The sequence below is a fragment of the Lentzea aerocolonigenes genome (genome assembly GCF_000955955.1).
In the GTDB taxonomy this organism is placed as follows: Bacteria; Actinomycetota; Actinomycetes; order Mycobacteriales; family Pseudonocardiaceae; genus Lentzea; species Lentzea aerocolonigenes_A.
In genome coordinates this window covers 1-25,464 of the sequence record NZ_JYJG01000064.1, presented here as the reverse complement: position 1 = coordinate 25,464, position 25,464 = coordinate 1, and the positions used below count along the sequence as shown (strand labels likewise).

The following is a 25,464-nucleotide window of genomic DNA, read 5'->3' as shown; positions in this document are numbered from 1 at the left end:
TAACTCAGGTAACGGACCCGTATCGGGGATTGACCCCGGTGAACCAGGTCACTACCGTCACCGGAAATCGTCTGGAAAGTTAACAGACAGGAGCGGACCTAATGCGTGCCGGAAGCCCACGACTGCTGCGGGAGATCAACGACCGCGCAGCCATCGAGGCTTTGCTGCGCAACGGACCGCTGACCAGGTCGGAGTTGGAAGGCCTGATCGGTCTTTCCAAGCCGGCGACCGCACAGCTGCTCACTCGGCTGGAAGCCGGCGACTCCGTGGTCCGCAACGGACTGCGCGGCGGTGGACGCGGGCCGCGTGCCCAGCTGTGGTCGGTCAACGGGGCCCTCGCGCACATCGCCGCCATCGACCTCACCCCCGAGACGGTCGACATCGCGATCGCGGACATCTCCGGTGCCGTGCTCACCGAGCACAAGGCGCCGATGCCCGCCAAGCACGGCGTGCTCGAGGCGTTCGTCAGCGCGGTCGGCAAGGCGTGCGGGCAGGCAGGCCTCGCCCCCGACCAACTGCTGCACGTCGTCGTGGGCTGTCCGGGAGCGGTGAACCCCGCGAACGGCGAGCTCGCCTACGCACCACATCTGCCCGGCTGGAGCGGTTTCGACATGCCTGGCCGGTTGCGGGAGCAGCTCGCGACCTCGGTGAGCGTCGAGAACGACGTCAACCTCGTCGCGCTGGAGGAGATGGTCGCCGGCCGGGCCACGAAGGTGCGCGACTTCGTCGTCATCTGGCCCGCCGACCTCGTCGGTGCCGCCGTCGTGATCAACGGGGTGCTGCTGCGCGGCGCCTCCGGTGGCGCGGGCGAGATCGACGGGCTGATGATCCCCGACCGCGCGTCGGCCGACACCGACACGGACCGCTCCGGCGGCACGTTCGGTGAGCTGCTCAGCAACGCATCGATCTGCAAGCTCGCCAGGGCTCACGGGCTCGCCGCGCGCAACGGTCACGGTGCCGTGCGCAAGGCGTTGGCCGCGGGGCCTGCGGGCCGGGAGTTCATGGTCGATCTCGCCAAGCGCATCGCCACGGGCGTGGCTAGCGTCGTCGCGGTGCTCGACCCGGAACTCATCCTCCTGTCCGGCGACATCGCCCAGGCAGGCGGAACGACGCTCAACGACCTCGTTGCCGCGGAACTGCGGCAACTGGTGGTGCCGAGGACACCCGTCCAGCTGGCGTTGGTGACCGGGAAGCCGGTGCGCAGTGGCGCACTGCACTCGGCACTCGCCGTCGCCCGCGAAACGGTGTTCGGCCTCCCGGCAGCCACCACGGCTCCATTCCGCGGCCCTGTGGTCGCCGGGTCCCCACGTTGATCGAGAAGGAGTGCACATGCGCAAGCACACCCGTGCTGCCTTGCTCTGTGTCGCCGCAGCGCTGACCCTCACCGCATGTGCGGCGGGCAAGGGTGGCGGCGCCAATTCCGACGCCGCAGCTGCTCCTGGCAAGGATGACAAGCTGACCCTCACGGTCTGGAGCAACTACTCCGACCGCGAGTACGAAGAGGTCACCAAGGCCCTCAAGACGTTCAACAAGAAGTTCCCGAACATCGAGATCAAGCACGAGGGCTCGCAGGACGACGACAAGATCACGGCGGGTATCCGGTCGGGCAACACGCCTGACGTCGCGCTGTCGTTCACCACCGACAACATCGGTTCGTTCTGCTCCACCGGCGCGTTCCAGCCGCTGAAGCCGTACCTCGACCGCGACAAGGTCGACCTGAACCAGATCTCGCCGGCCGTGCGCGACTACACCGAGTACAAGGGCAACCGCTGCGCGATGCCCATGCTCACCGACGTGTACGCCATGTACTACAACACCGGCATGTTCTCGGACGCCGGGATCTCGGCCCCGCCGAAGACGCTGGACGAGCTGTTCGAGGACGCGAAGAAGCTGACCAAGAAGTCGGCGAACGGCGACATCGAGGTCGCGGGTTACCTGCCCACCATGGGCTTCTACGCGAACCGCCCGACCATCCTCGCGCCGAACTTCGGCGCCGAGTGGGCCACGGCGGACGGCAAGTCGGGCCTCTCCACCTCGCCCGGCTTCACCGAGATGATGACGTTCCAGAAGAAGCTCGTGGACTTCTACGGCTTCGACCAGCTGGAGCGCTTCCGCGCCGGCCTCGGCCAGGAGTACTCCGCTGACCACGCGTTCCACCAGGGCAAGATCGCGATCATGATGGACGGCGAGTACCGCACCGCCTTCCTCAAGGCGCAGGCGCCGCAGATCAAGTTCAACACGGCTCCGTTCCCGACCTGGAAGCCCGCCGACTACGGCACCGCCTTCACCACCGGCACGATCATGGGCATTCCCAAGGGCGCCAAGAACCCCGGCGCCGCGTGGGAGCTGATCAAGCACCTGTCGTTCGACACCGACACGATCGTCGACCTCTCGAACGCCATCAAGAACGTCCCGAGCACCAAGGCCGCGATGGACAGCCCGAAGCTGGAAGTCGACGAGCAGTTCAAGACGTTCATCGACCTGGCCAAGAGCGACAAGCTCAAGGGCAACCCGGTCACCCCGATCGGTGACGCGCACATCAAGGCCGTCACGGACTTCGCGGCCGAGTACACGTCCGGCAAGGTCCCGGATCTGGCGGCCGGCCTGAAGAAGGTCGACCAGTCGATCGACGACCAGATCGCCAAGAGCGGCAAGTAAGGGAATCTGCGCGATGACCGCCACGCTCGGCGCCCGACCCGCCCCCGGCAGGGGGCGGGCTCGTGCCCGCCACCGTCTCGCCGTACTCGGGTTCATGGCCCCGGCCCTCATCGGGTTCGTCCTGTTCTTCGGCTATCCGCTGATCGCCACAGTCGTCTTCTCCTTCACGAAGTACGACCTGATCAACGCACCGGAGTTCACCGGCCTCGACAACTACACGTTCATGTTCAAGGACGACCTGCTCATCAAGTCGCTCACGAACACGCTGTGGTTCGTCCTGGTGCTCACGATCGCGCGGACGGTGTTCGCGCTGGGCGTGGCGTCGGTCATCGCACGTCTCAAGTCCGGTGTCGGCCTGATCCGCACACTCTGCTACCTGCCCTCGCTGGCGCCGCCGGTAGCCGCGACACTCGTGTTCTTCATGGTGTTGCGCCCCAACGACGGCCCGCTCGACAAGTTGCTCGACCTCTTCGGACTGCAGAGCCCGCTGTGGTTCTCCGACCCGTCGTGGGCCAAGCCGGGCATCACCGCGATCATGCTGTGGATCTCCGGTGACCTGATGATCATCATCCTGGCGGCGATCCTCGACGTGCCGCAGGAGCAGTACGAAGCGGCCGAGCTCGACGGCGCCGGCCCGATCCGCCGGTGGTGGCACGTCACGCTGCCGACGATCTCCCCGGTGCTGCTCTTCGGCATCGTGAACTCGGTGATCCTCGCGCTCCAGCTGTTCACCCAGGCCGTCGTCGCGGGGTCGGCGGCCTCCGGTTCCGCGGACACCACCGGTTCGACGAAGTACCTGGGATTCCCGGAGAACTCCACGCTGACGTTCCCCGTTTACCTGTACACCAAGGGTTTCCGCCAGTTCGACATGGGCTACGCCGCCGCGATGGCGACGGTGCTGTTCATCATCTCGTTCGGCGTGACCATCGTTCTGGTGCAGCGGATGCGCAAGAACTCCTCGGCTGAAGAAGGGGGTCCGGGAGCATGACCGCCACGCTCGCCAAGCCGCCGGTGGACGTTTCCACCGAGCCGGAACAGCCGAAGAAACCCCGTGATGTCAGGGGAATCCTCAACTGGGTCGCGACGCACGCGCTCGGCATCGCGCTGGGTCTGATGTTCGCGACACCCGTGGTGTTCGTCTTCCTCACCGCGGTGATGTCGGACAACCAGGCGTTCACCGCGGACCTGTGGCCTCGCGAATGGCACTGGGAGAACTTCATCGAGGTCTTCGACAAGGCCCCGCTGTTCCAGTACCTGTTCAACAGCCTCACGTACTCGCTGCTGGCGACCGCTGGCATGCTGCTCTCGTCGATCCCGGCGGCCTACGCGCTCGCGAAGCTCAAGTGGCGCGGGCGGAACGTGGCCTTCCTGCTGGTCATCGGCGCGATGATGCTGCCGCCGCAGGTCGTCGCGGTGCCGCTGTACGACACGTGGTCGTCGCTCGGCCTCACCGGCACGCTCGTGCCGTTGATCGCCCCGTACTTCCTCTTCGACGCGTTCAGCATCTTCTTGCTGCGTCAGTTCATGCTGACCATCCCGCAGTCCTATGTGGACGCGGCGCGGGTGGACGGCTGCTCGGAGTTCCAGGCTCTGGTGCGGATCATCGTGCCGATGGCCAGGCCAGGCATCGCGGCCACCGCGCTGTTCTGCTTCCTGTTCACCTGGAACGACTACTTCGGCCCGCTGCTCTACACCGGCGAGGTGAAGGACCAGTGGACGCTCTCGCTGGCTCTCGCCTCGTTCAAGGGCATGCACATCGTGCAGTGGAACTCAGCAATGGCGGTGACGTTCCTGACGATGATCCCGGCGATCATCTTGTTCATCTTCGCCCAGAAGTCGTTCGTCAAGGGCATCACCTTCACAGGAGTCAAGGGATGAAACTCACCGTCGTCGGTGGCGGGTCCACCTACACACCGGAGCTGATCGACGGCATTGCGGGCCGTCGCACCAGCCTCGCGGTGGACGAGATCGTCCTCGTCGACCCGGACGAGCACCGCCTGTCCGTCATCGGCCCGTTCAGCCAGCGTCTGCTCGACCACGCCGGCCACCCGGCGAAGGTGCGCACCACCACCTCGCTGGAACAGGGTGTCGAGGGCGCGTCCGCGGTGCTTCTCCAGCTGCGCGTCGGCGGCCAGGCGGCTCGCGCTTCCGACGAGACGTTCCCGCTCACGTGCGGGTGCGTCGGCCAGGAGACGACCGGCGCGGGTGGCCTCGCCAAGGCCCTGCGGACCGTGCCGGTCGTCCTGGACATCGCCGACAGGGTGCGTTCCATCGCCGGCGAGGACACCTGGATCGTGAACTTCACGAACCCGGTCGGCATCGTCACGCGCGCTCTCCTGCAGGCGGGCCACAAGGCGATCGGCCTGTGCAACGTGGCGATCACGTTCCAGCGCTGGACCTCCGGCCTGCTCGGCGTCGACCCGTCGTCCGTGGAACTGGAGCACGTCGGCCTGAACCACCTCACCTGGGAACGCGGCGTCTACGTGGACGGCGTGGACCGCCTGCCGGAACTTCTTTCCCAGCACGCAGAGGGTCTCGCCGAGCACATCGGCATCGACGCCTCGCTGATGCAGCGCCTGAACATGGTTCCCTCGTACTACCTGAACTACTTCTACAACCACGACGAGGTCGTGAAGAAGCAGCTCACCGAGCCCCCGCGCGCCGAAGTCGTGGCCACGGTGGAAAAGGAGCTGCTCGACATCTACAGCGACCTCTCCGTCGTCACCAAGCCGGAACAGCTCTCCCAGCGCGGCGGCGCCTACTACTCCGAAGCGGCGGTGCAGCTCGTGCACGCGCTGACGGGCGGCGCCGGCGCCGAGAAGCACGTCGTGAACGTCCAGAACAACGGCTCACTCCCGTTCCTCCCTGACGACGCCGTGATCGAAGTTTCGTCCACAGTGGACTCCAACGGCGGCGTCGCGCTGCCCGTCCGCCCGGTCGAACCGTCGATCTCCGGGCTCATCTCACACGTGACCGCCTACGAGTACCTCGCACTGGAGGCCGCGATCCACGGCGGTCGCGACCGAGTGGCGAACGCACTGCTCGCCCACCCGCTGATCGGCCAGCACGCCATCGCGGACCAGCTGGCCGACGAGCTGATCGCGCAGAACCGCGATCTGCTGCCGTGGGTGAAGGGAAACTGAAACCGATGACCGACCGGGTGCTCGCCATCGACGGCGGGAACAGCAAAACCGCAGTCCTGCTGGTGGACGCGGACGGCAAGGTGCTCGCGCAGACGCGCGGCCCCGGTGCCCCGCCGCAAACCGTGGGCATGAAGCGGGGCCTCGACGTGTTCGAAGGACTGGCACGCGAAGCCGCCGCTCAAGCGGGCCTGTCCCCCGACGAGCCGATCGCCTCGCACACGGCCGCCTACCTCGCCGGGGCCGACCTGCCCCGCGAGGAGGAGGACCTGACGCGGGAGATCACCAAGCGAGGCTGGTCCCCGTCAGTCGTGGTCGGCAACGACACCTTCGCCCTGCTGCGCTCCGGCACGGCCTCCGGTGTCGGCGTCGCAGTCGTCTGCGGTGCAGGCATCAACGCCGTTGGCGTGGCAGCAGACGGCCGCACCCACCGCTTCCCGGCCCTGGGCCAGATCTCCGGCGACTGGGGCGGCGGCGGCCACCTCGGCGAGAAGGCCCTCTGGCTGGCCGTCCGAGCGGAAGACGGCCGGGGCGAGCCCACCGAACTGCTCCCCGCGCTCCTCTCCTACTACGGCGAGACCTCGATCTCCGACGTCGTGGAGAAGCTCCACTTCGAGGAGATCAAGTTCGACCCGCACCCCCTCAGCCCGATCCTCTTCGAGGTCGCGGCCGCAGGCGACGCCGTGGCCCAAGCCGTCGTCGACCGCCTGATCGAAGAAATCGTCCTGCTCTCCACCGTGTCCTTGAAGAAGCTCGACCTGGTGGACGAAGCAGTGGACGTGATCCTCGGCGGCGGCGTGATGACGGGCCAGGGCGAGTTCCTCCTGGCCCCGATCCGCCGGCAGATCCTGGAAGTGGCCCCGCTGGCCCAGATCCGCGTGGTCGACCTACCCCCGGTAGTCGGTGCCGCCCTCCTGGGCCTCGACACCATCGGTGCCTCGCCGGGCGCAGAGCTGAGGCTGCGCTCGGCCTACGACGATCACCAGCCCACTGCTCCGTCCACTTTGGACGTGGTGGCCAGCGGCTGACAACAGACCCCGTCTCAGGGGGTAGATCGGCGGCGGCGCCCCCTGAGACGGTCCCAACCCCAACTGCTCGGGGCAGATCGGCGGCGGCGTCCCGAGCAGTGGTCCCACCCCTTTCCGAGGGGGAGCTGATCGGCGGCGGCGCTCCCCCTCGGAAAGGTCCCACGGCCCCCGCAGCGACATCACGCGCCGATGTCGCTGCGGGGGTTTTCCACGTTCGACGTCGAAGGCGCGCTCGAAGGCGGCTCGGAGGAAAGCGCCGGCAGGGACACCGAAGGCACCACAGTCGTCCCCGCCACGCTGGCCGAAGGCTCGGCCCTCTCCGGCGTGACCACCGGATTCGAATGCGGCGGCGGAGTGACCACCACGCGCACCGCGGAACTGGACGGTGCCACCTTCACCGCGGAAGGCACCGGCGTGAACTCCATGGGCGGCTCGTCCCCGCCCAGCTGCGCCGCCTCGGGCTCACCGGCATCGGAGCCGCCACCAGCAGGCCCCGGCACGGTCACCACCCCTGTGGACATGGCCACCCCAGCCAGAACCCCGGCTGTGAGAAGCGCGACACCCAACGAAACGGTAGGAAGCGGCAAACCAGAACGCACCCGGCAGAAGCTAGCGACCGAATGAGACGAACCCCCTGGAACAGGCTCAAGTTTCGCTCGATCGAGTGGTAAAAGAATCGTCACCTACAGCGACAAAAACTACGATGCCGTAACCGACGGTGGCGCAACCACCAGTTGGTTGTGCATGCTAAACAGTCGTCTGCGATCGGGAGCCGCGGGCAACGCACGGCAAGGCAGGGGAGTCGCAAGAGTAGGGGGAACGCACGTGCTGCTGCGATGGAACAGTCTCGTGTCGCTGGGGGACAGCTTCACCGAGGGCATGGACGACCCGGGCCCGGGAGACACCTACGTGGGCTGGGCCGACCGCCTGGCCGGAATGATCGCCCAGAAGGCACCTGACTTCAGGTACGCCAACTTCGCGATCAGAGGCAAGATGCTCCAGGAGATCATCGACGAGCAGGTCCCGCTCGCGATCTCCCTCAAACCGGACCTGGTCACGTTCTGCGGTGGCGGCAACGACATCATGGTCCCGAACAGCGATCCCGACGCCCTGGCCGAGGTGTACGAGGTCGCAGTGGCGGACCTGCGAGCAGCCGGCTCGGACGTCGTGATCTTCACGGGGTTCGACACCCGGTCCACCCCACTCCTCAGGAGCCTGCGGGGCAAGATCGCCATCTACAACACCCACCTGTGGTCGATCGCCGAGCGCTACCACTGCCGCATGGTCGATCTCTGGTCCATGCACGCGTTGCACGACCGTCGCGCGTGGAGCGAGGACAGGCTGCACCTCTCCCCGGAAGGCCACCAGCGGGTAGCCCTGAGGGCAGCGGAAGTGCTGGGCCTGACCGACGACCACTCGTGGGACGCACCGTGGCCGGCGCTCGAGCAGACGGACTGGGTCACCCAGCGCAAGGCCGACCTGAAGTGGGCGCGCGAGCACGTGGTGCCGTGGATCGGCCGGACGCTGCGGGGCGAGTCGATGGGTGACGGCCTGGCGCCGAAGCGGCCCGAGCTGTTGCCGCTCGCGCGATGCACCGAGGAGAACTACCAGTAGGCAGAACGGCCCGACCGGCAAACTCCCCCGAATGCCGGTCGGGCCTCTTCAACGCGGCCGCCTTACCCCCTCGGTAATCCCCCACTCGGCGGCCTGCACGTCCAACATCCCATGTTTTGGGACCAGACGACTAAACAGTGGCTAAACCTCGGACGACAACGAGTCCAGAGCAGCCCGCACCTCGACCGCCCGCGCCGAGTTGACCTGCGCGTACAGGCGCAGCGCCTCCGTCAATTCGGCTGCCGCAGCAACCCATTCCGCCCGCCGGAGCAGCACCCCGCCGAGCACCTGGCGGCCAAATCCCTCCAGATAGGTCACCTCGGCGACGGCCGCCTGGTCGACGACCTGGCGCGCCAGCGACTCGGCCTGGTCCAAAGACCCGGCTTCCAGCGACAGCTCGGCCAGGTTGGCCAGCCCGCGGATCAACGCCACCTGGTCGCCGGAACGCCGGTACACCTCGACGGCGTGAGCCTGGTGCTGCAACGCCACGTCCAGCCGCCCGCGGGCCTGTTCGACCTGCGCGACGTTGTTCAGCCCGTGGCCCTCACCGACGACGTCACCGGACTGCTGCGCAAGCTGCACCGACTCCCAGAAGTGCAGCAACGCCTCGTCGTGGTGCTTCAGCCGGAACAGCACGTCCGCGAGCTGGGCGAGCGTCAGCACCAGGTACTGGCGCTCGCCCAGCTCGGTCGCGATCCGGTGCGCGCGGCGAGCGTCCGGCAGCAGGACAGGACGTCCCAGCCGGGCGTTCGTCGTGTAGGTCGTGTCCAGCATCAGGACCTGTCCGAGGCGGCTCCCCGTCACCTCGGCCGCGGCCAGGCCGAACCCGACCAACGCCACCCACTCCCCGGTGAGTGCGCGCACGGTCGCGTAGGTGTGCAGCAGCCGTACCAGCTGCCACACCTGGTCGTGCAGGCCCGATTCGGCGGCCGCGTGCACGACCGCGACGATGTTGGGCCATTCCTGGTCGAACCAGTCGATCGGGTCGCCGAACGCCGGCAACGACGTGGAACCGTTGTCCCCCAACGCGAAGTCCAGGCCGTCGCGCGCCGGTCGGATGGCCCTGCGGACGTGGTCGCACGCGACCAGGTAGTAGTTCACCAAGCGCCGCAACGAGTCCAGGTCGGAACGGCCGGCTCCCCGCACGTACAGCCGCACCAGCTCGTGCATCGTGAACCCGTCCGGCCACGGCTCGACCAGCAGGTTCACCTCGACGAGCTGAGCCAGTCGCGAACGAGCGGACTCCAGCTGGATCCGGGTCAGGGCGGCAACGGCGTGCGACGACATCCAGCGGCCGGGCGCGAGGCCGACGGACTTGAACACCTCGCCGAGCTCGGACGGCAGGTCGCGGGTCGACAGGTCCAGCGCCCGCGACACCCCCACGCCTGCCTCAGGTAGGTCCAAGCCACGCAACCGGTGCCCGTCGTCGGCCAGCTCCCCCACCAGCTCCTCGACCGTCCACTCCGGACTGATCACCAGCTTCGCGGCCGCCACCCGCAACGCCAAAGGCAACCCGCCGCACAACTCAGCGAGCTTTCTGGAAGCCACCGGGTCCTCCGAGGACAACGGCCTCCCCAGCACGTCGTCCACCAGCTCCCGCGCGGCCTCGTCGTCCAACGGGCCGAGCTTGCGCACCCGAGCGCTGTTCGTGACGACCAGCCGCTCCAGGTGCGAACGAGACGTCACCAGCACCACCGAGCCCGAACCCGGCGGCAGCAACGGTTGCACCTGCTCGAAGCCCGTCGCGTCGTCCAGCACCACCAGCACGCGGCGGCGGTTGAGCAACGATCGGTACAGCCCGACGCGGTCCTCCACCCCGACAGGGACACCGTCGGCCGGAACCCCCAGCGCCACCAGGAACCTGGTCAGCACCTCACCCGGCTCGGCATCACCCAGAGAAGCGAACAGCACACCGTGCGGGAACATCTCGGCGTTCTCATGCCCCCACGTGATCGCCAACGCGCTCTTGCCCACACCGGGCGCACCGGTCAGCACGGCCACCGTCGTGCCGAGCAGGTTCCGGGCCGCGCAAACGTTGTCCAGCCAGGCGATGTCGTCGGCACGTCCGAACAACCGCGAAGCAGAAGCGGGCAACAGAGCAGGAGCGACGATTCCGGCACGCGGCGCGACGGGACGCGACTCGACCGGGCCGATCAAACTCAGAGCGGGGTCGTCGCGCAGCACCTGCTCCTGCAGCAACCGCAGCTGCGGCCCGGGATCGATGCCCAGTTCCTCGCTCGCACGACGCTGGAACCGCTGGTAGGCCTCAAGCGCGTCAGCTCGCTGCCCGGACCGGTACAAAGCCCGCATGCTGTGCGCCACCAGGCGTTCGCGGTACGGGTACTCGGTGCACAACCCCCGCAGCTCGCCCACGAGCTCGAGGTGCCGGCCCAGTTCGAGCTCGGCGTCGATGCGCTCCTCCAGCGCGGACAGCCGGAGCTCTTCGAGATCAGAGGTCATCGGGTCGCCCGGTACGTCGGACAGCACCGGCCCGCGCCACAGACCCAACGCCTCGCGCAGCAAGCCCGCCCTGATGGCGGCGGGCTTGCCGCGGGAAGACGCCACGAGCTGCCGGGCGCGGTGCAGGTCGAGGCGCCACGGGTCGACGGTCAGCTGGTACCCGGTGGGCGTGGTGCGGATCGTCGCCGAGGCCGACGGGTCGGCCTCCTCCAGCACCTTGCGCAGCCGCGAGACGTAGCCGTGCACGATCGTCCGCGCGGTGGCCGGCGGCGAGTCGGTCCACAGCGCGTCGACGATCTGGTCGATCGAGACGGGTCGGTTCGCCTCGACGACCAGCATGGCCAGCAGTCCGCGCATGCCGCGGCGACCGAGCTGGATCAGCCGGCCGTCCGCGAGCACCTGGAGTGGACCGAGCACGCCGAACTCGAGTCCGGTTTTGCTCCGCATGCCCCTCCCTCACGCCCGCTGACCTTGTCACTTCAACAGGTGCGATGGCCTGAGTCTCAGATACAAGTACGGCTGAAGTTCGCGGGACGCTACTGTTCACGCGTGCCGCGAGACAGGAACTCCGTGGTTGACCGCGGCGCCGGGTGCCTCCTCGGCGGCGCTCTCGGTGATGCCCTGGGTGCACCCGTGCAGTACCTCGGCCTGGCCGACATCCAGCGTGAACACGGCCCAGAAGGTGTGCTCGCACCACCGAAGCCCGCGCTCTTCACCGACGACACCCAGCTGACGCTCTTCACCGCCGACGGCTACCTGCGCGCGTGGGTGCGCGGGAAGCGGACCGGCGAGTGGGAGCCGTCGGAGATGGTGTGGCACAGCTACCGGCGCTGGCTCGTCACCCAGCAGCAACCGGCCCCGGAACGGGGCGCGACCGGTCTGCTCGCAGACGAACGGCTGTACGAGAGCCGTTCGCCGGGTCTGACGTGCCTGCGCGCGCTCGCGGCGGACACCATGTCCACCCCGACCGATCCGCACAACGAGTCGTCTGGCTGCAACGGCGTCACGCGCACCGCACCCGCGGGTTTCGCACCTTCCGCGGCCATCGCGTACGACCTGGGCTGCCGGTTTGCTGCTTTGACACACGGCGGCACGGGCGGCTGGGTCTCCGGTGGCGCGCTGTCGTTGCTGATCCACCTGCTCGCCGTGAAGGGCAGGCCGTTGCGCGAGGCGATCGACCAGGTCATCGGCCGGGTCCTGCGCGACGACACCTACACGGCCACCGTGCTCACGCGCGCTGTGGTGCTGGCCGAGGAGCACGACGGCACCGGTTCGGTGCGCGTCGACCGGCTCGGCAGCGGCTGGACCGGCCCGGAGGCCTTGGCGATCGCGGTCTACACGGTGCTGACGCATCCGAAGCCCGTGCAGTTCGTGGACGCCATGCGCGCTGCGGCCAACCATTCCGGTGGTAGTGACGCCACGGCGGCGTTGACCGGCAACATCCTCGGCGCGCTGCACGGCACCGAAGCCATCCCCCGCGACTGGCTGAGCAGCCTGGAGCTGGTGGACGTGCTCGACGCGATGGGCCGCGATCTGGGTTGCTCCGCGGTGAACCTCGAGTTCGACGAGAACCGCTACGCCTGAGTCGCAAATACAGAAAGAGCCTGCCGGCGCGCGCTCCCGAATTCGCTCGCCAGCAGGCTCTCTCGCACGAGGTGTTGGTCAACAGCTGGCCGGGTCTTGCCCCGAGCGCGAGCTCCGATCAGCTCTTGATCAACGAAATCCGTGCCCCGGAGTCGAAGCTCCGTTGGCCGGGCATGTTAACAGATGTGTACCGGAAGTCCAGGGCTGCGGAACACGCGACGATCTTCGTCGACGATGAAGACCTCGCACTCCTCCTGCGCCGCCGCCCACTCGATCCCGTCCTTGCCCAGCGCAAACGCTGCTGTGGCAGTGGTATCGGCGATGGCGAGATCGTCCGCGAAAACCGTGACCGACAAGATTCCCGTGACGGGCCGACCGGTACGGCCGTCCAGGATGTGCTGGCCGCGTTCGTACAACGCTGACGTGGCAACAGCTCCGTCCCGCACGCCGAGCACGACACACAGCTGATCAGCGATGTCTGGATGCCGAACGCCCACGCGCCAAGGCTTTCCGGGCTCGGGCTCGCCGGCCGTCACGACGTCGCCACCGGCGTTGACGCAGAACGACGACGCCCCGCCCTCGCGCAGGATGTCGGCGGCGCGCTGCACGGCCCAGCCCTTCACCACGGCGCACGGGTCGAGCCCGCGTCCCGGCACCTGCGCTGTGAACGCGCCGCCGGTCGACTCCTCGTACCAGTCGCACAGCGAGAGGACCTCGACCAGATCCGGGGTGAGCTCTTCCCTGGTGAGCTCACCCCGGTCCAGCCTCGACACCTCGCTGTCCGGCTTGAACGGCGAGAACTGGGCATCTGCCTCCCGCAACCACGCGAAGGCACGTTCGGCCAGGGCGGCGTCACCGTCACGCAGGTCGACCGAGATCGGCAGGCCCATGATCTGCTCGACGCCCCGGAACGACATCGCTACTGCGCTCCGTCGAGCGCGGCCTGCAGCGACTGCTTGTAGCCCTGTGAGGTCGCGGTCGCGCCGGACACCGTGTCGATGTCCGCGCTCTGGGCCTTCAGCGCCTCCTGCTTCAGGATCGGCAGCGCCATCCTGGTCGGCTCGCTGTTGGGCGCCCGCACCGCCTTCACATCAGTGATCTTGTTGCCCTGCAACGTGACCTGGACCTGCACGGTGCCTTCGGACGTGTTCACCGCCGGACCGTTCACGGTGCGGGCCTGGGCCTGCTGAGTCTGCTGTTGCTGTTGCTGGGTGGTCGGCGCGGCTCCGGACGTCTTGGGAGCCGCACTCGTCGTCTTGGGTGCCTGGGTCTGCGCTTGGGTCTCCGGCGCGGCGACCTCGCTGATCTCACCCTCGTGCGCCGGGCCCGGCGAGTACAACCAGACCGGGACCAGGCCTGCGACACTCAGCGCCAGAACGGGAATTGCCCTCTTCACGTCGTCGACCTCTCAGTTGGCCAGCGCGAAGCGCTCGGCGTGGACCTGGTTGCTGGGCACTCCCAGTTCGTCAAGGCTGCGCACCACGGCGTCGGTCATGCCGTTGGGGCCGCAGATGAAGATGTCGCGGTCCTGCACGTCCGGCACCAGCGCGGCGATGTTCTCCGGGCCGAGCAACGGGCCGTTCGCGGTGATCGTCTTCGAGGACCCGGTGACCAGGCGCAACACCGCGCCCTTGGCCCGCGCGAGGCCTTCGAGCTCGCGCAGCAGCACGGCTTCGCGCGGGTCGGTGACCCGGTAGAGCACCACGACGTGACCCTTGATCTCCTCCAGCAGCGCGCGGATCGGCGTGACACCGACACCACCGGCCACGAGGAGCGCGTTCTGCTTGGTCTGGTGCATGGTCGTGAAGGCGCCGTACGGGCCCTCGGCGAACACGCGGGTGCCGACCTTGACGTTGCGGATGTCGGCACTGCCGGTGCCCAGTGCCTTCGCGGTGAGCCGCAGGTACTTGCCGTTCGGCGCCGCGGACAGCGAGAACGGGTTGGCCTGCCACCAGCGGTCCTTGGTCAGGAAGCGCCACAGGAAGAACTGGCCGGCCTTCGCTCCCAGCTGGTCCAGGTCCTTGCCCTCGATGTAGACCGAGACGACGTTGTGCGCCTCCGGCACGACCGCGGCGACCCGGAACTGGTGACGCCAGTTGCACCAGAACGGGAGCACCAACCGTCCGATCACGACAGACCCGATGGCGAACGCCCAGAGCGCCCACCAGTAGCCGGTCGCGAGCGCGGACTTGCGGAAGGTGCTGCCGACCGCGACCTGGTGCGTGAACGCCAGGAAGATCGCGATGTAGGTGTACAGGTGGATGAAGTGCCAAGTCTCGTACGCCAGCTTGCGCCGCGCGAACCGGGCCGACACCACGCCGACGACCATGATGATCGTCCACGCGACCAGCGCGCGGAGGATGCCTTCGAGCTCGGTGGCCTGCCGGATGATCTCGGCGATCGGGCCGTCGTTCCCGGCGTTGCCGAACGCGATGAAGGTCAGGTGGCCGATCAGCATCCAGAAGATCGTGAAGCCGACCCAGCGGTGCCACGAGGTGAGCTTGTCCATGCCCAACCGGCGGTCGAGCCACGGCAGTCGCGCGACCAGCAGCAGCTGGAACGCCATCGCCAACGCGCCGTACAGCCCGGCCAGCCTGCCGAAGTTCACCAGCTTGTTCGAGCCGACGCCGGCCGCGTTGAACAGGTACGTCACGAACGCCGCGTTGGCCAGGAGGAACGCGTAGAGGCCGGCTTTGGCCAGCACCTTGTGCGGCGTCGCACGGCCGGCCGGAGCCGGTCGCACGGGTTGCTGCAGGGTGGTCGTCACGGCGGGCTCCTCGGTCAGGGCGGGTCGGCAGTCGGTTCGGTCTTTCTCGATCCTTGGCGTTCGAGCTGTGGCTCCCCTATGCCCGCGCTGTCGACTTCCTGTCGATCGAGCGAGGTGAGCACCAGGTGACGCACCATGAGCACGTGGACAAGGGGAACTCGGTTCGATTGCTCGTCGTCGACGACGAGCCGCACATCGCTGACCTGGTCGCGACGGTCGCCCGGTACGAGGGCTGGCAGGCCGCTACCGCGCTCAACGGTGAGGAGGCTTTGAGAGAGGCCGCCGAGTTCCAGCCGGACATCGTCGTGCTCGACCTCATGCTGCCTGACCTGGACGGATTCACCGTTCTTGATCGGATGCGGGCAGCCGGGGCGATGGTCCCGGTGGTCTTTCTGACGGCTCGTGACGGCACCGCGGACCGTGTGGCGGGACTCACTCGCGGCGGCGACGACTACCTCGTCAAACCGTTCTCGGTCGAGGAGCTGATGGCCCGGCTCCGGGCCGTGCTGCGCCGCTCGACAGGTCCGTCGTGGAAGCGATCTGTGCTGAAGGTCGCAGACCTGGTGATGGACGAGGACACGCGCGAGGTCCGCCGCACGGGCAAGTTGGTGACCCTCACGCCGACCGAGTACGAGCTGCTCCGGTACCTGATGCGTCGCTCACCGGCCGTGCTGACGAAGGCGCAGATCCTCGACCACGTGTGGGAGTACGACTTCGGCGGCCGCTCGAACGTGGTCGAGCTGGTCATCTCCCACCTGCGCCGCAAGCTCGACGACGGCCGCGAGCCGTTGATCCACACCGTGCGCGGTGTGGGGTACGTGCTCCGCCGAGCGGCGGAATGAACCGGCCACTGCGCCTCGGTACGAGGCTCGCACTGGGTCTGGGTGCGCTGGCGCTCGCCGTGTTCGCGATCGTCGGCGCGGTCATGGTGACGTCGATGAAGACGTTCCTCGACAAGCGGCTCGACGACCAGATGGCCATGAGCCAGACCGGCGCGTCCCACGACGTCGAGTACTACGGCAAGGTCACCAAGCTCCCGCCGACCTGGTTCGCGGTCGTCTACAAGGTGGAGAACGGCGAGCTGGTCGCCCAGCCCGGCGACCAGCACCCGGACGACCGCGAGGAGTTCGACGAGATCGCGAAGAAGGCGTTGACCAAGGACACCCTCGAGACCGGGTACCTGCGCGGCGAGGGCAAGTTCCGGCTGCGCGCGTGCCCGATCAGGGAGAACGAGATCGTCCTGGTCAGCGCCGCGCCGATGGACGACCGGGACGGCACGATCTCCCAGCTGATCACCGTCAGCGTGGCGGCGTTCCTCGCGGCGCTGGTCACGCTGGTCGTCGGCGGCCAGGCGCTGCTGCGACGCGGCCTGCGGCCCCTGTCGGACATGGCCGACACCGCGCACGACATCTCGTCGCAGGACCTGACCGACTCGGCGGACCTCACCGTGCGGGTGGACGGCGCCGGCGGCGGTGTCGAGGTCGACGAGCTGCGCGAGGCGTTCAACAAGATGCTCGCGCACATCGACACTTCTTTGGCCGCGCGCACGGCCGCAGAGCAACGACTGCGGCGGTTCATCGCCGACGCGTCACACGAGCTGCGCACGCCGCTGACGTCGTTGCGCGGCTATGCGGACCTCTTCCGGTACGCGGCGGCCAACGAACCGGGCGAACGCGAGAAGCACCTGGAGAAGCTGCGGTCGGAGGCATCGCGGATGAGCGTGCTGCTCGACGACCTGTTGTTGTTGGCACGCCTGGATTCCGCGGAGTCCGAACCGCCGTTGCGCCCGGAGGAGCTGGACCTGGCGCAGGTCGCCGAGGCGGCAGGAGACGCCTTCCGCGCAGCCCGTCCGTCGCACTCGTTGGAGATCGACGCCGACACGGTGACCATGCGCGCGGACGCCACGCGGTTGCGGCAGGTGCTCGACAACCTGCTGACCAACGCGGCCGTGCACACGCCCGCCGGAACCGCGGTGTCGGTGCGCGTGCGGGCCGAGGACGGCTGGGCGGTCGTGCAGGTGAGCGACACCGGCCCCGGCATCACGGAGACCGACCAGGAGCGGATCTTCGACCGCTTCTACCGCGTCGACAACTCCCGGACCCGCCAACGCGGCGGCAGCGGCCTCGGCCTCGCCGTCGTGCAGTCCCTCGTGCACGCCCACGGCGGCACGATCAACCTGACCAGCCGCCCAGGCTCCACGACGTTCACGATCCGGCTCCCTCGCCGGCTGCTCTAGCTCTTCGGCGTCTGCAAGTACCACCAACTCCGAGTTGGCGGTACTTGCAGACGCCCGAACTCACTCCGACTGGGAGCTGGTGGCCCAGAGGTCGATGCCCGACTCGACGGCGTGCTTGTCGATCTCGGCGAGCTCGTCGTCGGTCAGCGGCGGCGCCTGCAGTGCCGCGAGGTTCTGCTCCAGCTGGTCGACGGACGACGCACCGATCAACGCCGACGTGACGCGCGAGTCGCGGATCGTCCACGTGAGCGCGAGCTGCGCCAGCGACTGGCCACGCGACGCGGCGATGTCGTTCAGCGCCCGGATCCGAGCGAGGTTCTCGTCGCTCAGCAGGTCCGTCGACAGCGACTTGTTCTGCGCCGCACGGGAGTCCGCCGGCACGCCGTTGAGGTAGCGGTCCGTCAGCATGCCCTGCGCGAGCGGCGAGAACGCGATGCAGCCCGCGCCGACCTCCTCCAGGGTGTCCAGCAGCTCCGGCTCGATCCAGCGGTTGAGCATCGAGTAGCTCGGCTGGTGGATCAGCAACGGCACGCCCGCGGACCTGAGCAGCTCAGCCGCCTCACGGGTCTTGGCCGGCGAGTACGACGAGATGCCGACGTAGAGCGCCTTGCCCTGCTGCACCGCGCTGACCAGCGCGCCCATCGTCTCCTCGAGCGGAGTCTCCGGGTCGAACCGGTGCGAGTAGAAGATGTCGACGTAGTCCAGGCCCATCCGGGTCAGCGACTGGTCGAGCGACGACAGCAGGTACTTGCGGCTGCCCCACTCCCCGTACGGCCCGGCCCACATGTCGTAACCGGCCTTGGTCGAAATGACCAGCTCGTCCCGGTACGGCCTGAGATCATCCTTCAGGATCTGCCCGAACGTCACCTCCGCCGAGCCGTACGGCGGACCGTAGTTGTTGGCGAGGTCGAAGTGCGTGACACCGAGGTCGAACGCCCGCCGCGCGATGCCGCGGCCGAGCTCGTACGGCCGGTCGCCGCCGAAGTTGTGCCACAGACCGAGCGAGATCGCCGGCAGCTTGAGACCGCTGCGGCCAGTCCGCCGGTAAGTCATCTGGTCGTAGCGCGCGCTATCCGCGAGGTAGGACATGGTGCCCACAATGTCACGTCCTAGTGAGACAGAGCAGGACATGAAACGCGCCGCGGAAGCGGGCGAGATCCTCCACCTCGGCCGCCGCCACGACAACGTGCTGCGCGGCCAGGTCATCCGCGACCTGCTGCGGGCGGATGGCCTCGATCCGCGAGGGATCAGGGTGCGCGGGGCGCGGATCACCGGCGAGCTCGACCTGAGCAACCTCGAGACGTCGACGTCGCTGGAGCTGGACGACAGCGTGATCGAAGCACCGATGTGGTTCTGCGACGCCACCCTGCACTCGTTGACCTTCGACGGCTCCACGATGCCCGGGCTGCACGCGGAAGGCATGCGGGTGCGCTACTTCGGCCTGAGGGAGGCCCGCTGCACGGGCGTTCTCGACCTCGACAACGCGCACATCGACGGCACGTTGTTCCTTCACGGCACGAGTGTGCGGATGTTCTACGGCAACGGCCTGCGCGTGAGAGGTCACGTACAGGCCGACGGAATGTTCGTCGACGGCACACTCTGGCTCGACAGCTGCGACATCGGTGGCGACCTCCAGCTGGAAGGGGCGGTGATCGACAACGCCTCGGGCGAGGCCTTGCGCGCCAACAACGCGAAGATCGGCGGAGTCGTCCAGCTCAGCCTGAGCTTCATCAGAGCGGGCGAGGGCGCCGCGATGCAGCTGATCGACGCCACAGCCGGTGGCCTGCGGATGCGAGGAGCGGTGCTGCGCGGCGCCGCGGACACCTCGCTCTGCCTCGACGGCGCGGAGTTCCGGCAGGAGGTGCGGCTCTCCGAAGGCTTCGACGCGCTCTCCGAGAGCGCGCAGGCCGGCACTGTCCGCATGGTCGACACGAAGATCGGAGCGGGCCTGATCGTCAGCGGCAGGGTGCGCAACGGCGACGGCCAGGCACTCTTGGTGCACAAGACGTCGATCGGCGCGAGCGTCACCTTCAGCGACGCGGAGGTCGAGGCGCACAGTCCGATGCCCGCCGTGGAGTTCAGCGACACCCGTGTCAGCGGCGAACTCGTGTTCCGTCCCGGGAAACTGATCAACCACGGCGCCGGCTACGAGCTCGCTCTGCTGGGCACCAAGGTCGGGGACGCGCTCGCGCTCGACGTTCCCGAACTGCTCGAAGCCGAGATCTTCACCGCCTCGGTCGACGGCCTGACCTATCCGGATCCGCCCGACGACACCGGCGCGTGGCTCACGATGTTGCGCGACCACTCGTTCAACTACCACGCCCAGCCGTACCAGCAACTTGCGGCCGTGCACCGCGCCGCCGGACACGAGCACACCGCCCGCAAGGTGTTGATCGCCCAGCAACGGGACCTCCGCCGCCGCGGCGACCCGGGCAACAAGCTGTGGCACTGGTTCCTTGGAGTTACCCTCGGCTACGGCTACAAGCCCTCGAGAGCGGTAGCCGGACTGCTCATCACGTTCGTCCTGGCGCTCTGTCTCGTGTGGACAACGAATGCCTATAACGGCCTGACACCGGCCAAAGACCGCGGACCGGACGCCTGTTCACCGGTGAACAGAATCAGTCTTGCGGCGGATCTCGCCATCCCGCTCGTGAAGCTCGGCGGCACACCGAGGTGCGAACTGGCGAACGGACCAGCCGGGCAGTGGGCGACCGGAGCAGGCTGGGTCATCCAGATCCTGGGATGGAGCTTCGCAACACTGAGTGTCGCGGGCTTTACCGGACTCGTTCGCAAAAGCTGACGAACTGTCACGTTGAATTGAGACGAGGGCCCGCCCACCTGGGCGAACCCTCGTCGGATAAGAGCCGGCGAGGGGAATCGAACCCCTAACCTTTCGCTTACAAGGCGTACCAGCACTAGCGCTGTACTTACCTGGTCAAACGCCAGCATACAGACAAGCGCAAGTGGCATGTGTGAGGGGTGAGATGTGGATCTTCAAACACCCCCCAGAGTCGACCGAAAGACCCGCCTCGCGCCACGAAGAACCACGGCCCATCGTGACTACACGGACCAAATGAACCCGCATGAGGAATGCTCGGGCACCGACCTAACGTCACATATTGGTTAGCGATGGCAACAATTAGCGTCGGCATCCAAGCGGGACGCAGCACGCACGCCGCCGATCGTAAACGGATCGGCTCTGTGTTTTGCATCACTGTATCTGTCCGATGTAGCCACTACAAAGGAACAAGATTCCCGCCAAGGGTTGACTAACCGTGCCGCGCACGCAAGTAAGCACAATGTAGTCATTCGAACGCAGACGACTTGTAGTGGATCTTCAGAATCTGCACCGCAGTCACGATCTTCTCGTTGCGTCACATGATCTTTGACGCTTCAACCAAGCGGGCTGCCTACAGTTACGCTGCGGCAATACCCTGCCGGGCGTCACCGCTGCGACACAGACAGTGCGGCACCCAGTTCGACCCGTTCGGCGTAGTCCCCTACGCGAGTACGTGCGTCCTCGGTCTGTTTCGTCAGGTGCTTCCGTTAACGCAATCGTTGAGCCCTGTCCAGATGCGCACGTAGGGTCGTGATCGTGAACGGGAACGTTCCGTGCACGAATCGACCTGGGGGGTTGAATGTCTGCGCAAGTGCGTGTCCGCCCGGACGCGCTGGAGAGAATCGGGATTGCACAAGGGCTCAAATCGAGGTACGCGCTCGCCAAGCGTCTTGGTGTGTCGCAGTCGACCGTTGGTCGCGTGCTAGACGGAGAGCAGCTGCCGGGCAACTCCTTAATCGCCGCCACCTTGAGCAGGCTCCACGTTTCGTTTGAGGACGTGTTCGAGGTCGACGGGACGGACAATGGAGCTGCCGCATGAAGGCTTCCGCTGTACGTGTTGGCTCGTTCGAGCCTGGTTCTCGTGAATGGAACGCAGTTCGGTCGATGGGCCTGGGGGGTTCAGAGATCGCCGCAGTCATGAATATGTCGCCGTATGAATCGACATTCTCTCTGTGGAATAGGAAAAGGGGCCTCATCGCTGCGGCGCCGAGCAATGACGCGATGCGCCGTGGTCATCGGCTTGAGTCCGTCGTCGCCGAGTGGTTCGCGGAGCAGCATCCCGAGTACCGCGTGCGCCGCACGGGCATGTGGGCAAACCGTCAACGGCCGTGGCAACTCGCGACGCCCGACCGAATGCTGACCGGGCTCGCCGAGCGATCGCTGCTCAAGGTCAAGACCGCTGCCGACCTGTTCGAGTGGGGCAGGCGCGGCACCGATGAGGTGCCGGACTACGTCCGGTGTCAGGTCATGTGGCAGCTCGACACGCTCGGCCTGAATCGTGCACACGTCGCGGTGCTGACCACGAACCTTGAGTTCCGCGAGTACCTCGTCGAGTGGAACCTCACCGAGGCTGAGACGCTGCGCGCCGCCGCCCGTGAGTTCCTCGACTCGGTCGACCGTGGTGTGCGACCGGAGATCGACGAGCACGCCGCGACGCATCGGGCGGTGCGGGAACTGCATCCCGAGATCGACGACACCGAGGTCGAGATCGAGGCAGGGCTCGCCGAGCAGTACCGGGCTGCGGTCGCAGACCACAAGCGCGCCGAGGCCGTGAAGCTGCGAGCAACGTCCGAGGTGCTCGACGCGCTCGGACGGCACCGGCGCGCACTGGTCGACGGTGAGTCGGTGGCGATCCGGGTGCCTGGTCGCAACGGTGCGGCGCCATCACTGCGCCCATCACCTATGCAGGCAGGTGCTGCGTGACCGCTGGTCTTGTTGCTGCCGGGGTGGTCGTCGCGTGCTGCGGCGACCACCGCCCCGGCGGCTGCTGCGCGGCCGTCGACTGCGTGCCCTGCTGCCCCGAGTGCCCGACCTGTCCTGTGCTCGCCGGGCTCGCCCCTGCCGAGCGCGCCGCCGAAATTGCCCGGCATCACCGCCTGCTCGCCGACCTCGGCGAGTGGGCTCGCTACCTCGACCACAACCCGCCGCGATGGGAGGTACCTCGTGACTGATCAGCTTCAGCTCGGCCTCGCCGACCGCAAACGCGGACAAGAGGCCAACCTCGCCGCCGCCGTGGCCGCGCACCGCCGCTACCGCGAGGCCGCCGAGATCGTGCTCGACGAGTTGGTCGCCTCGGGTCAGCCATTCACCGCCGAGGACATCCGCCGTGGTGTCCCTACGGGGATCGAGCCGCACTCGCCGAACGTGCTGCCGAGCCTGATCGGCAACTGGGCCGCCCGACGCCTAATCGTGCCCTGCGGCGAGTACCGCAGCCGACGCCGTAGTCGGCGAGCGAGCCGCAACCGCGTCTGGGTAGCGAACCCGGCCGCCTCGGCCGCGTAGCCGCCCACACCCCACAACACCGAAGTCCGTCGTCATCTTGCGGCGGGCGCGATGGCGCACGCCCGCGCTCGCCGCTTCCTGGGGGATTCACCGTGACCGTCAGCTCTACCGGCGTGCCCGCCGGGCCGAGGCTGCTCGACGCGCTCGCCGTCGAGGCCGCTCTCGTCGGCCGCCGTCCGCTCGACCAGTTGCAGGCCGCCGAGGCCGCCGAGGTGACGCGCATCCTGCGCCGCCGAGCAGCCACAACCGACCCGACCGCCGGCCCAATCACCGTGTCCGCCGGCTCAACGGTGCCCGAGCGGCACGTGCGAGGTGCGTCTGCGTGAGCCGCGAACACGCACGCATCCTGACCGCGATTTGGCGTGACGACGACTTCCGCGCCCTCTCGCCCGAGGCTCAACGGCTGTACTTCCTGCTGCTCTCACAGCCGACCATCAACCAGGCTGGAGTTCTGCCGCTCACGGTGAGCAGGTGGGCGCGCGGCTGCTCGGCGACCGACGTCGCCGACATCGAGGCCGCGCTCGCCGAGCTGGACCGTGCCCGCTTCGCACTGGTCGACGCCGACACCGACGAGGTGCTCGTGCGGGCGTTCATGCGCAAGGACGGCGTAGCCAAGCAACCCAACGTCCTTAAGGCCGCTTTCCGGTTCGCCCTCGCGGTCGAGTCGCCGAGGCTGCGCGCTGTGCTCGCCGACGAGCTGCGCCGCCTCGACCATGTGCACGCCGACGCGGTCGCTGACACCCTCGACGGCACATCCACCTACCACCAGACGGAACCCACGAGCTCACGTTCGAACTCGTCCGCTCCCACTGCTGATGAACGCCCGTCGGAAGGGTTCGCCGAACCCTTCCCCGAAGGGTTCCCGTCAAACGCGGGGGTAGGGGGTAAGGGGAGTAGTCACCCAGACTCACTACCAACTCAAGAAAAGCGTCACGCGCGCACACGCACGCGAGGCGCCGGGGTCACCGCGGCCACTCTCGCCGCGACCGCCGTACGACCGGAGGCCTACCGGCTCACCGCCGGGTGGCACAGCTCGGTCGGTGCCCCATACCCGACGAAGACCGTGCGGGCGCTCGGCAAGCATGTCGACGGACTGCTCGCCGACCGCGCCGACCCGGACACCGTCACGGCCGCGCTCGATCTGTGGCACGGCCGCCCCGGCGCCGCGCCCGGTCTGCTGCCGCACCTGTACGCCGACGCCGTCCGCGCTCGACACGTCGAGGCGACGGCCGTGCCCGCTGGGCTGTCCAAGCGGGACGCCAAGGCCGCCGGGTGGTTTGCGCTCGCGGCCGAGTTCGAGCACGAGGGCCAGGACGACGGGCCGGTCGTCGACGGCGAGCTGCTCATGCTCGATGGGGCTCGGCGATGAACGCCGCCGAGGTCGCCCGGCTGCTCGGTATCGCGTCGACGCTCGACAACAAGATCAGCGCCGGAAGCACGATGCAGGTGCGGACATGGGCGCACGTGCTCGACGACGTGCCGTACTCCGCCGCCGAGCCGGCGCTGCGCGAGCACTACCGGCGCAGCACCGAAACCGTGATGCCCGCCGACATCGTCGAGTCGTGGCGCAACGCGCGGCGCGAGAACGCCGAGCGCGAGCACAGCGCCGCGCTGCGCGCCCGTGCCATCGAGCAACGGCCCGAGGACCTCGTGCGGTCGATCCGCTCCGGCGTCGCCCGCGTCACCGCCGCGCTCGCCCTCGCCCGTGGCGCCGATCCCGAGCACGTCGAGGCCGAGGCCGAGGCCCGCCGCGTGTACCTCGCCGTGGCCTGCCCGTGGTGCAAGGCCCAACCGGGCGTCCGCTGCACCGGACCGGGCGGCAAGCCGCTCACCAAGCAACCCGCGCACGACGCCCGGCTCGCCGAGGCGTTCACGGCCGCGCGATGACTGACCACCTGGGGGACGAGATGGACACGCACAAGGATTTTGGGGCGGCGGCACCGACCGGTCGCGGGCCGCTCCGCGCGCACGCGAGCCCGGTCTCACCAAACCTGGCATCGCCGCAGCGCGACGACGACGCCTCGCCAGGTTCGGTGAGACGCCGTGCGGCTGCGCCGGATTCACCAGGCCCGGCGCCAACTTCGGTGAGACAGGATGACCTCGCCGACGCTGCTCGGCACGAGGACTGGCCGCCGGTAAGTTTCGATTATCGGGGGTCAGAAAGGCCGGTTTCGCACCCGTTCGTCGACGGGTTCGCGAGCGCGAAACTTGCCGACATAATCCGGCTTATCTCGGCGGGCTGGTCCGACGACGGGCCGGCGATCGGGTCGTTGTTCTCTGGTTTCGGAGGGCTCGACCTTGGCGTGCAGGCGGTACTCGGCGGCACCGTCGCGTGGCACGTCGAGAACGACCCAGACGCCTCGGCGGTGCTCTCGCACCGGTTTCCCGGCGTGCCCAACCTCGGTGACATCGCGGCCGTGGACTGGGAGCAGGTCGAGCGCGTCGCCGTGCTCCTCGGCGGGTTCCCCTGCCAGGACTTGAGCGCAGCGGGCAAGCGGGCAGGCCTGCGCCCGGACAACCGTTCGGGGATGTGGTCCCAGATGGTCTACGCCGCGAGCATCCTCCGCCCTCGGCTGATCATCGCCGAGAACGTGCGAGGTCTGCTGAGTGCGCGAGCCCATAGCCAGGTGGAACCC

25 protein-coding genes and 1 tRNA gene are annotated in these 25,464 nt (G+C 68.0%); 19 read left to right on the top strand and 7 right to left on the bottom strand.

Translation table 11 applies throughout. The features are described from left to right. Window positions 1-101: 101 nt before the first annotated feature. Genes UK23_RS11620 through UK23_RS11595 form a run of 6 tightly spaced genes read left to right on the top strand, consistent with a single transcriptional unit; the run spans window position 102 to window position 6,826 of the window. Window positions 102-1,313 (top strand): ROK family protein, encoded by a 1,212-nt coding sequence (locus tag UK23_RS11620; protein ID WP_052684584.1) that lies wholly within the window; start codon window positions 102-104, stop codon window positions 1,311-1,313. Between the two features lie 16 nt (window positions 1,314-1,329). Further along, window positions 1,330-2,658 carry an ABC transporter substrate-binding protein gene (locus UK23_RS11615; RefSeq protein WP_045311453.1) on the top strand — a complete coding sequence of 443 codons (1,329 nt, stop codon included), beginning with the start codon at window positions 1,330-1,332 and terminating at the stop codon, window positions 2,656-2,658. A gap of 13 nt (window positions 2,659-2,671) precedes the next feature. Then, a complete protein-coding gene (locus UK23_RS11610) occupies window positions 2,672-3,646 on the top strand; it encodes a carbohydrate ABC transporter permease (RefSeq protein WP_045311452.1) in 975 nt (324 codons plus the stop codon). Further along, window positions 3,643-4,536 carry a carbohydrate ABC transporter permease gene (locus tag UK23_RS11605; protein WP_045311451.1) on the top strand — a complete coding sequence of 298 codons (894 nt, stop codon included), beginning with the start codon at window positions 3,643-3,645 and terminating at the stop codon, window positions 4,534-4,536. Before UK23_RS11610 ends, UK23_RS11605 begins: the two co-directional genes overlap by 4 nt. Continuing rightward, window positions 4,533-5,801 (top strand): 6-phospho-beta-glucosidase, encoded by a 1,269-nt coding sequence (locus UK23_RS11600; protein ID WP_045311450.1) that lies wholly within the window; start codon window positions 4,533-4,535, stop codon window positions 5,799-5,801. Before UK23_RS11605 ends, UK23_RS11600 begins: the two co-directional genes overlap by 4 nt. Before the next feature lie 5 nt (window positions 5,802-5,806). After that, window positions 5,807-6,826, top strand: a complete 1,020-nt coding sequence (locus UK23_RS11595) for an N-acetylglucosamine kinase (protein WP_045311449.1) — start codon at window positions 5,807-5,809, stop codon at window positions 6,824-6,826. A gap of 179 nt (window positions 6,827-7,005) precedes the next feature. On the opposite strand, the gene UK23_RS11590 is transcribed toward UK23_RS11595, so the two are convergent. Continuing rightward, window positions 7,006-7,347, bottom strand: coding sequence for a hypothetical protein (locus UK23_RS11590; RefSeq protein WP_156213038.1), 342 nt, complete (start codon window positions 7,345-7,347; stop codon window positions 7,006-7,008). Window positions 7,348-7,651: 304 nt separating this feature from the next. On the opposite strand from UK23_RS11590, the gene UK23_RS11585 reads away from it, so the two are divergent. Next, window positions 7,652-8,440 carry an SGNH/GDSL hydrolase family protein gene (locus tag UK23_RS11585; RefSeq protein ID WP_052684583.1) on the top strand — a complete coding sequence of 263 codons (789 nt, stop codon included), beginning with the start codon at window positions 7,652-7,654 and terminating at the stop codon, window positions 8,438-8,440. 141 nt (window positions 8,441-8,581) lie between these two features. Here UK23_RS11585 and UK23_RS11580 read toward each other — a convergent pair whose 3' ends face one another. Then, window positions 8,582-11,347, bottom strand: a complete 2,766-nt coding sequence (locus UK23_RS11580; protein ID WP_045311447.1) for an AfsR/SARP family transcriptional regulator — start codon at window positions 11,345-11,347, stop codon at window positions 8,582-8,584. A 102-nt stretch (window positions 11,348-11,449) separates the two neighbouring features. Between UK23_RS11580 and UK23_RS11575 the strand changes: the two genes are divergently transcribed. Continuing rightward, window positions 11,450-12,484: an ADP-ribosylglycohydrolase family protein gene (locus UK23_RS11575; protein ID WP_045311446.1), complete on the top strand. Its 1,035-nt coding sequence runs from the start codon at window positions 11,450-11,452 to the stop codon at window positions 12,482-12,484. Window positions 12,485-12,660: 176 nt separating this feature from the next. Here UK23_RS11575 and UK23_RS11570 read toward each other — a convergent pair whose 3' ends face one another. The 3 genes from UK23_RS11570 to UK23_RS11560 are packed head-to-tail and all read right to left on the bottom strand — an operon-like array spanning window position 12,661 to window position 15,251. Further along, window positions 12,661-13,401, bottom strand: coding sequence for an FAD:protein FMN transferase (locus UK23_RS11570; RefSeq protein ID WP_045311445.1), 741 nt, complete (start codon window positions 13,399-13,401; stop codon window positions 12,661-12,663). A gap of 2 nt (window positions 13,402-13,403) precedes the next feature. After that, complete coding sequence (locus UK23_RS11565) at window positions 13,404-13,880, bottom strand: FMN-binding protein (protein ID WP_045311444.1); 477 nt, start codon at window positions 13,878-13,880, stop codon at window positions 13,404-13,406. A 12-nt stretch (window positions 13,881-13,892) separates the two neighbouring features. Beyond that, the gene (locus tag UK23_RS11560; RefSeq protein WP_082114586.1) at window positions 13,893-15,251 is read right to left on the bottom strand and encodes a ferric reductase-like transmembrane domain-containing protein; all 1,359 of its coding nucleotides are present in this window, start codon (window positions 15,249-15,251) and stop codon (window positions 13,893-13,895) included. 125 nt (window positions 15,252-15,376) lie between these two features. Between UK23_RS11560 and UK23_RS11555 the strand changes: the two genes are divergently transcribed. After that, window positions 15,377-16,093, top strand: coding sequence for a response regulator transcription factor (locus tag UK23_RS11555; protein ID WP_045311509.1), 717 nt, complete (start codon window positions 15,377-15,379; stop codon window positions 16,091-16,093). Continuing rightward, window positions 16,090-17,487 (top strand): sensor histidine kinase, encoded by a 1,398-nt coding sequence (locus UK23_RS11550; protein WP_045311443.1) that lies wholly within the window; start codon window positions 16,090-16,092, stop codon window positions 17,485-17,487. The genes UK23_RS11555 and UK23_RS11550 overlap by 4 nt, the downstream gene beginning before the upstream one ends. A gap of 60 nt (window positions 17,488-17,547) precedes the next feature. Here UK23_RS11550 and mgrA read toward each other — a convergent pair whose 3' ends face one another. After that, window positions 17,548-18,576 carry an L-glyceraldehyde 3-phosphate reductase gene (gene mgrA / locus UK23_RS11545; RefSeq protein ID WP_045311508.1) on the bottom strand — a complete coding sequence of 343 codons (1,029 nt, stop codon included), beginning with the start codon at window positions 18,574-18,576 and terminating at the stop codon, window positions 17,548-17,550. A 40-nt stretch (window positions 18,577-18,616) separates the two neighbouring features. Here mgrA and UK23_RS11540 point away from each other — a divergent pair, with 40 nt between their 5' ends. Beyond that, complete coding sequence (locus UK23_RS11540; RefSeq protein ID WP_045311442.1) at window positions 18,617-20,287, top strand: hypothetical protein; 1,671 nt, start codon at window positions 18,617-18,619, stop codon at window positions 20,285-20,287. A 62-nt stretch (window positions 20,288-20,349) separates the two neighbouring features. Here UK23_RS11540 and UK23_RS51450 read toward each other — a convergent pair. Beyond that, window positions 20,350-20,434: transfer RNA gene (locus UK23_RS51450), tRNA-OTHER, on the bottom strand. A gap of 691 nt (window positions 20,435-21,125) precedes the next feature. Between UK23_RS51450 and UK23_RS54970 the strand changes: the two genes are divergently transcribed. The 8 genes from UK23_RS54970 to UK23_RS11505 form a co-directional block, all read left to right on the top strand. After that, complete coding sequence (locus UK23_RS54970; RefSeq protein WP_045311441.1) at window positions 21,126-21,365, top strand: helix-turn-helix domain-containing protein; 240 nt, start codon at window positions 21,126-21,128, stop codon at window positions 21,363-21,365. Then, complete coding sequence (locus tag UK23_RS11530) at window positions 21,362-22,249, top strand: YqaJ viral recombinase family protein (RefSeq protein WP_045311440.1); 888 nt, start codon at window positions 21,362-21,364, stop codon at window positions 22,247-22,249. Before UK23_RS54970 ends, UK23_RS11530 begins: the two co-directional genes overlap by 4 nt. Continuing rightward, on the top strand, window positions 22,246-22,497 hold the full coding sequence (locus UK23_RS51445) for a hypothetical protein (RefSeq protein WP_156213037.1): 252 nt from the start codon (window positions 22,246-22,248) through the stop codon (window positions 22,495-22,497). The genes UK23_RS11530 and UK23_RS51445 overlap by 4 nt, the downstream gene beginning before the upstream one ends. After that, window positions 22,490-22,828, top strand: a complete 339-nt coding sequence (locus UK23_RS11525) for a hypothetical protein (RefSeq protein WP_045311439.1) — start codon at window positions 22,490-22,492, stop codon at window positions 22,826-22,828. Before UK23_RS51445 ends, UK23_RS11525 begins: the two co-directional genes overlap by 8 nt. A gap of 92 nt (window positions 22,829-22,920) precedes the next feature. Further along, window positions 22,921-23,154, top strand: a complete 234-nt coding sequence (locus UK23_RS11520; protein WP_045311438.1) for a hypothetical protein — start codon at window positions 22,921-22,923, stop codon at window positions 23,152-23,154. Beyond that, window positions 23,151-24,197 (top strand): hypothetical protein, encoded by a 1,047-nt coding sequence (locus tag UK23_RS48545; RefSeq protein ID WP_052684580.1) that lies wholly within the window; start codon window positions 23,151-23,153, stop codon window positions 24,195-24,197. The genes UK23_RS11520 and UK23_RS48545 overlap by 4 nt, the downstream gene beginning before the upstream one ends. Beyond that, the gene (locus UK23_RS48540) at window positions 24,194-24,715 is read left to right on the top strand and encodes a hypothetical protein (protein ID WP_052684579.1); all 522 of its coding nucleotides are present in this window, start codon (window positions 24,194-24,196) and stop codon (window positions 24,713-24,715) included. Before UK23_RS48545 ends, UK23_RS48540 begins: the two co-directional genes overlap by 4 nt. Then, the coding region (locus UK23_RS11505) for a DNA cytosine methyltransferase (RefSeq protein ID WP_231114463.1) at window positions 24,712-25,464 on the top strand (753 nt) is incomplete at its 3' end. The genes UK23_RS48540 and UK23_RS11505, both read left to right, overlap by 4 nt.